At 69.5% G+C, this 6,000-nt stretch carries 6 protein-coding genes; 4 read left to right on the top strand and 2 right to left on the bottom strand.

The features are described 5' to 3' along the window. Positions 1-79: 79 nt before the first annotated feature. The 3 genes from AAEX57_RS00720 to AAEX57_RS00710 are packed head-to-tail and all read left to right on the top strand — an operon-like array spanning position 80 to position 2,810. Positions 80-949 carry a PRD domain-containing protein gene (locus AAEX57_RS00720; RefSeq protein WP_342090313.1) on the top strand — a complete coding sequence of 290 codons (870 nt, stop codon included), beginning with the start codon at positions 80-82 and terminating at the stop codon, positions 947-949. Continuing rightward, positions 946-1,785, top strand: a complete 840-nt coding sequence (locus tag AAEX57_RS00715; protein WP_342090312.1) for a Cof-type HAD-IIB family hydrolase — start codon at positions 946-948, stop codon at positions 1,783-1,785. Before AAEX57_RS00720 ends, AAEX57_RS00715 begins: the two co-directional genes overlap by 4 nt. Before the next feature lie 44 nt (positions 1,786-1,829). After that, positions 1,830-2,810, top strand: a complete 981-nt coding sequence (locus AAEX57_RS00710) for an aldo/keto reductase (protein WP_342090311.1) — start codon at positions 1,830-1,832, stop codon at positions 2,808-2,810. Between the two features lie 39 nt (positions 2,811-2,849). On the opposite strand, the gene AAEX57_RS00705 is transcribed toward AAEX57_RS00710, so the two are convergent. Together AAEX57_RS00705 and AAEX57_RS00700 are read right to left on the bottom strand one after the other, a co-directional pair. After that, positions 2,850-3,521 (bottom strand): response regulator transcription factor, encoded by a 672-nt coding sequence (locus tag AAEX57_RS00705; protein ID WP_342090310.1) that lies wholly within the window; start codon positions 3,519-3,521, stop codon positions 2,850-2,852. Then, on the bottom strand, positions 3,503-4,693 hold the full coding sequence (locus AAEX57_RS00700) for a sensor histidine kinase (protein WP_342090309.1): 1,191 nt from the start codon (positions 4,691-4,693) through the stop codon (positions 3,503-3,505). Before AAEX57_RS00700 ends, AAEX57_RS00705 begins: the two co-directional genes overlap by 19 nt. Positions 4,694-4,825: 132 nt before the next feature. Between AAEX57_RS00700 and AAEX57_RS00695 the strand changes: the two genes are divergently transcribed. Continuing rightward, positions 4,826-5,821, top strand: coding sequence for a CPBP family intramembrane glutamic endopeptidase (locus tag AAEX57_RS00695; RefSeq protein ID WP_342090308.1), 996 nt, complete (start codon positions 4,826-4,828; stop codon positions 5,819-5,821). Positions 5,822-6,000: the final 179 nt, after the last annotated feature.

Here is a 6,000-nt window from a genome sequence, read left to right as displayed (position 1 = left end):
GGGGGGGGGGGGGGGCCTGGGGGCGTAAACACAAAGGGGGGGGAAAAACACCACGCACCCCGTCTGACTAGGAATCTCGATGGAGCTGCTGCGCGTCTTCAACAACAATGTGGTGCTGGCCCGCAATGACGCGGGCCAGGAGGTGGTGCTGACCGGACGCGGTCTCGGCTTCCAGGCCAAGGCGGGTCAGCCGGTGGACGCGAGCAAGGTGGTGCGCACCTTCGTGCCCGACGAAGGTCGCAATGCGGCCAACTTCGGCCAGCTGTTGGCCTCCATCCCGCCGGAGCACGTCGACCTGGCGGCAGGCGCTCTGGAAGACCTCCGCGACGAGCTGGAGGGGCCGCTGCCCTCCAGCACCGTCGTCGGTCTGGCCGACCACCTGAGCTTCGCGATCAAACGCACCCAGGCCAACATCGTCGTCGACTACCCGCTGCGGGCCGAGGTGGTACACCTCTACCCACGCGAGGTGGCCTTGGCCGAACGCATCCTGACCACGGTGAATGCCGAGGTGGAGCACCCGCTGGACCCGGACGAGGCAATGCCGATCGCCCTGCACCTGGTCAACGCGTCGTTCAACACCGGGGACCTCTCGAAGACCTACCAGATGACCGGCGTCTTCGGCCAGGTCTTCGACATCATCGACTCCGCCACCGGCCACCCGATCAACCGGGAATCGGCCAATGCGGCCCGCTTCATCACCCACCTGCGCTACTTCTTCGTCCGCGCCAGCCAGCAGACCCAGCTGACCGACGACCTGGATCCGCTGGCGGCCACGATGGAGCAGGCCTATCCGGATGCCGCCCGCTGCGCCCGGCACATCGCCGAAGTCCTGGAACTTCGCCTGGGAAACCCCGTAACCCGTAGTGAAACCACCTATCTGGCGATGCACGTGGCCCGGTTGACCGCCGGCGAGCGGCTGCAGGCCCAGCCCCAAGGAGACCAGCCATGAGCCCAGAGACCACCCCTTTCCGCACCGTCCTGTTGGACGTCGACGGCACCTTGGTGAACACCCGGACCGTGCTGCCGGACAGCGCCGCCGACGCCGTCCGTCGCGCCCGGGCCAATGGCCACCGGCTCTTCCTGTGCACCGGCCGCAGCCGTCCCGAGATCTATCCGCACCTGTGGGAGCTGGGTTTCGACGGGCTGATCGGCGGCAATGGCTCCTACATCGAGCTGGCCGGGGAGCCGATCTTCGTCCAGACCCTCGATGCCGACGTGGTCCGCGAGGCCGTCGAGTGGATGGATTCGTTGGGTCTGGGCTACTACCTGGAGGCCACCAGTGGCCTGTGGATGAATGAGCGACTGATGCCGGAGATGGCCCGCCTGATGGGCGACGACTCCCCCGCGGGTGTCGCCGCCGCCCACGCCCTGATGCCCGTCGCCACCGATCGGCGCCCCGAGCGGCTGGATGACGTCAACAAGATCAGCTTCGCGCTGCCCGTCGGGGGTGTTGATCTTGAGGCTCTGGCCCGACGCTTCCAGGGGCGCGCCAAGATCGACACCTGGTCGATGAACGGCCTGGTGCCGGAATTCGGCGAGATCGGGCAGATCGGCATCGACAAGGGCGCCGCCGCCGCCCGGCTGGCCGCCCACCTGGGAGCCGACCGGGCCAACCTGATCGCCTTCGGCGACGCCCGCAGCGACCTGCCGCTCTTCGCGGCCTGCGGAACCAGCGTCGCGATGGGCAATGCCCCGGACAGCGTCAAGGCCGAGGCGACCATGACCACCAGCCACGTCGACGAGGATGGTCTGGCAAGGGCCTTCGCCGCCCTCAACCTGATCTGACATCGAATCCCTGAGCCTGTCGAACCGACCGGAAGGAGAACACAATGCAGTACACGAAGCTCGGCCACACCGGCCTGGAGGTTTCCCGGATCTGCCTGGGCACGATGGGCTTCGGCCAGCCCGGCCGCTGGATCCACGACTGGGTGATCGACGAGGACGCCTCACGCGAGGTGATGCGCACCGCCCTGGATGCCGGGATCAACTTCTTCGACACCGCCGACGTCTACTCGCTGGGCGGCAGCGAGGAGATCCTGGGCAAGCACCTCAAGCAGATGGCCAACCGCGACGAGATCGTGCTGGCCACCAAGGTGCACGGCACCATGCACGAGGGGCCCAATGGGCACGGCCTGTCCCGCAAGCACATCATGAGCGCCATCGACGCCAGCCTGACCCGGCTGGGCACCGACTATGTCGATCTCTACATCATCCATCGCTGGGACTACGACACCCCGATCGAGGAGACCATGGAGGCGCTGAACGACGTGGTGCGCTCGGGCAAGGCCCGCTACATCGGCGCGTCGGCCATGTTCGCCTGGCAATTCCTGGAGGCCCTGCACGTCAGCGAGAAGCATGGCTGGAGCCGCTTCATCAGCATGCAGAACCACTACAACCTGCTCTACCGCGAGGAGGAGCGGGAGATGCTGCCGCTGTGCCGGGCGAAGGGGATCGGTGTCACGCCCTACTCCCCGCTGGCCGCCGGGCGTCTGGCACGAGACTGGAACAGCAGTTCCCAGCGGGCGGAGAGCGACGTGATCGCCAAGCAGAAGTACGACTCCACCCAGGACACGGATCGCAAGATCGTCGACGCGGTTGGCCTGGTGGCCGAGCAGCGCAGCGTGCCCCGGGCGCAGGTGGCGCTGGCTTGGCTGCTCTCCCGTGATCCGGTCGCCGCCCCGCTGATCGGTGGCACCAAGCCGGAGCACATCACCTCTGCCCTGCCCGCGCTGGAGCTGGAACTCACCGCCGACGAGTGCGCGGCGCTGGAGGAGCACTACGTGCCGCACCAGGTGGTCGGCGCCAGCTGAGCCCGGCTGCTCTGCGCCGACCGTGGCCGTGCCGCGGCCTCAGCCGGGCAGGTTGCCGGTGAGCCGGGCGCGCTCCACCAGCAGGGCCAGCTGCACCCGGGAATCGGCGCCGGTCTTGTCGAAGATCCGGTTGAGGTAGGTCTTCACCGTCGCCAGCGACAGGTTGAGGCTTGCGGCGATCTCGGCATTGGCCAGCCCGTCGGCGACGCCCAGCGCCACCTCCAGCTCGCGTTCGCTCAGCTCGGCCAGCGCCGCCGCCTCGTGCCGGGGTTGGCTGGTGCGCGCGGCGAGCCCGGCCACCCGTCGCAGCACCTCCGGGGTGAAGGGCATCTCGCCGCGCAGCGCCGCGGGCACCGCGTCGATGATCTCCTGCGGTGGGGCGCTCTTCAGGAGGAAGCCCTGCGCGCCCGCGGCCAGGGCGTCGGCGACGAAGTCCTCGGTGTCGAAGGCGGTCAGCATCACCACGACCGGGGCGTCGGGTTGCGACGTGATCCGCCGGGCCGCCTCGATCCCGTCCATCCCCGGCATCCGGATGTCCAGCAGCACCACGTCGGGCTTCAGGGTCTGGACGGCCTGCACCGCCGCCAGCCCGTCGCCGGCCTCACCGACGATGCTGATGGCGTTGGCGCCGTCCAGGATCATCCGCAGCCCGGCACGCACCAGCGCCTCGTCGTCGGCCAGCAGCACCCGGGTCACTTCCATGGCACCCATGCTTCCAGTCGGTAGTGCCCCTTGGCGACTCCATGCCGCAGCCGCCCGTCGGCCAGCCGCAGCCGCTCGTCCAGACCGACCAGGCCATGACCGCCCGCCAGCCGTGACGGCTCGGCCGCCAATGGATTGGTCACCAGCACCCGCACCCCGTCGTGTTCCTCGGCCAGATCCACCCGGACGGGCAGCCCGGGCGCATGCTTCAGCGCATTGGCCAAGCCCTCCCGCACGGCCTGCATCAGGGCAGCAGATCGCTGCTGGGGCAAGGATTCCAGTCGACTGCGCAGGCTCGGTTCGAGCCGCAGCCCGGCGTCGACGCCGACCCGGCGAGCCTCCGCCAGGACGGTATCCAGATCCGCCAGGGTGAAGGGGCTGGTGCGGTCCGCGGGATCATTGCGCAGCACAGTGAGCAGGTCGCGCAGTTCCCGGCTGGCGGCCTGGGCGGTGGTCTGGATCAGTACCGCGGCCTCGGCGACCTTCTCCGGCGGCAGGTCGGGCCGGATCGACAGCCCGCCGGCGTGCAGGCTGATCACCGCCAGCCGGTGGGAGAGGGTGTCGTGCATCTCCCGGGCGATCACCGTGCGCTCCTCGGCCCGGGTCCGGGCCAGCACCGCCGCCTGTTCGCGGCGCAGGGTCTCGGCCTGTTCCCGGTAGGAGTCCACCAGGGCGATCTTCTGCCCGCGGTAGAGGCCCCACAGGTTCAGCAGCGCGAGCATCACCACCACCCCCACCACCTCCCACGGGCCGAAGGTGGAGCCGGGCATCACCCACAGGGAGGCCAGGCCCGCCACCAGCGCCACCGCATTCAGCGCCACCAGCCAACGCCTGTCCCGCCAGGAGGCGACGTGCACGAGGGTGTAGACCACCACAGCGAAGGCCCAGGATGAGACGGCGCTCCCCGCCATCACCGCCAGAGCGGCCCAGCCCGCACGGCCACGACGCGGGCTGCGGACCAGCACCAGCAGCAGACAGCTGACCTGCCCCAGCACGACGTCGGCCACCAACAGCGCATTGTCCCGGGGCGGAATGCCCTCCAGGTTCGGGTAGAACGAATTGGCCAACGCGAAGAAGGCGATGCCCCCCACCGCCCAGAACAGCACCACCAGGGCGGCGGTGGCCAGGTGATGCGGCCAACGACGGCGGGCCCGGGTGGGCACCGGAGCAAGGGTGGACATGGGCCCCAATCTAGGGGCCCGTCGGCCACTGCCCTGTCGGCCAAAGGTTGATCCCGGCAACCACCCATCGACGCGACGATTGTCGCCCCGCGGCGGGCAGTGCCCGGGCTGTGGCGCAAGAAGAATGAAGCCATGAGCAACCGCACCACTCCAATGACCCCCACCGCAGTGACCATCCCGGGTACGGAGCCGCTGCGCTACCACCGGCTGGCGCGCACCACCCCCGGCTGGGGGCGCCCGATCGCGACCCTGCTGCTGGCGGTGCTGGCCTATGTCGGGCTCTTCGTGGCGATGATGCTCGTCATCATCCTGGTCGGCGTCTCCAACCCCCAGTGGGAACAGGCGATCAACCAGGCCATGGCCAACGAGCAGTTGGCCCCGGACCAACCGGCCGCCCTGGTGATCATGCTGGCCATGCTGGCAATCCTGGTGCCGGCCTGCCGCTGGGCGGTGCGGATGACGGGCCGCCGGGGTGGGTTGGACTCGGTGACGGGCCGCTTCCGCTGGGCCCTCTTCGCCCGGGCGCTCACCCCGACGATCGTGCTGCTGGCCCTCTTCGGCGCCGGCTCGCTGCTGCTGGAGCCCACCCCCGTCCGGCCGCTGGCCAATGCCGGCTGGCTGGCACTCGTGGTACTGCTGCTGGTGCCGGTACAGGCGGCGGGAGAGGAATACCTCTTCCGAGGTCTGTTGCCGCAGGTGATCGGCCGCTGGCTGCGCTCCCCCTTGTGGGGCGTGTTGCTGAGCGTGCCGCTGTTCGTCGCCGGCCATGACTACAACGCCTGGGGACTGGCCGGCACCGGCGCCTTCGCCCTGGGCGCCACCTACCTGGTCTGGCGCACCGGCGGGCTGGAGGTCGCGATCGCGTGGCATGCCATCAACAACCTGTTCGCCTTCGGCTATGAACTGCTCGGCCTGACCGACCCCAATGCCCCGGTCACCGCGAGCGCCGGCATGCTGGACCTGACGATGACCGCGGTGACCATCGGCGTGCTGGAGTGGCTGTGGCGCACCCGTTGGTCGGCTCGCTTCGACGCGGTGCGCCCGGCCGTCGCGGCGCCCACTACGGTGAACCCCTGCACGTCTCCCATCACTTCCGGCTACCCGACGAGCACACCCGACGCCTGCTGAGCCAACCCGGGCGGGCAACCTGGTGACGGTGCACGACGGCGGGGTCGGGTGCGACGCTGGTGCCCTTCCGCCACGACACAGAGCGCAGTGTGCAGGTGACACACCTGGTGCGCGGTGGCAAGACCATCGACGTGTGCCTCACCAGCCCCCCCGCCGATTGAGCGAGGGGGACGAATTTC

The organism is Luteococcus sp. H91, assembly GCF_038433135.1.
GTDB lineage: Bacteria > Actinomycetota > Actinomycetes > Propionibacteriales > Propionibacteriaceae > Luteococcus.
The sequence above is the reverse complement of the archived record's forward strand: the minus strand, read 5'-3'. Positions and strand labels throughout refer to the sequence as shown.

What these genes read in the sequence shown, in the direction of transcription:
- AAEX57_RS00705 (WP_342090310.1), bottom strand. Translation starts at nt 3,521, where the DNA reads ATGGGTGCCATGGAAGTGACCCGGGTGCTGCTGGCCGACGACGAGGCG.
- AAEX57_RS00720 (WP_342090313.1), top strand. Translation starts at nt 80, where the DNA reads ATGGAGCTGCTGCGCGTCTTCAACAACAATGTGGTGCTGGCCCGCAAT.
- AAEX57_RS00700 (WP_342090309.1), bottom strand. Translation starts at nt 4,693, where the DNA reads ATGTCCACCCTTGCTCCGGTGCCCACCCGGGCCCGCCGTCGTTGGCCG.
- AAEX57_RS00695 (WP_342090308.1), top strand. Translation starts at nt 4,826, where the DNA reads ATGAGCAACCGCACCACTCCAATGACCCCCACCGCAGTGACCATCCCG.
- AAEX57_RS00710 (WP_342090311.1), top strand. Translation starts at nt 1,830, where the DNA reads ATGCAGTACACGAAGCTCGGCCACACCGGCCTGGAGGTTTCCCGGATC.
- AAEX57_RS00715 (WP_342090312.1), top strand. Translation starts at nt 946, where the DNA reads ATGAGCCCAGAGACCACCCCTTTCCGCACCGTCCTGTTGGACGTCGAC.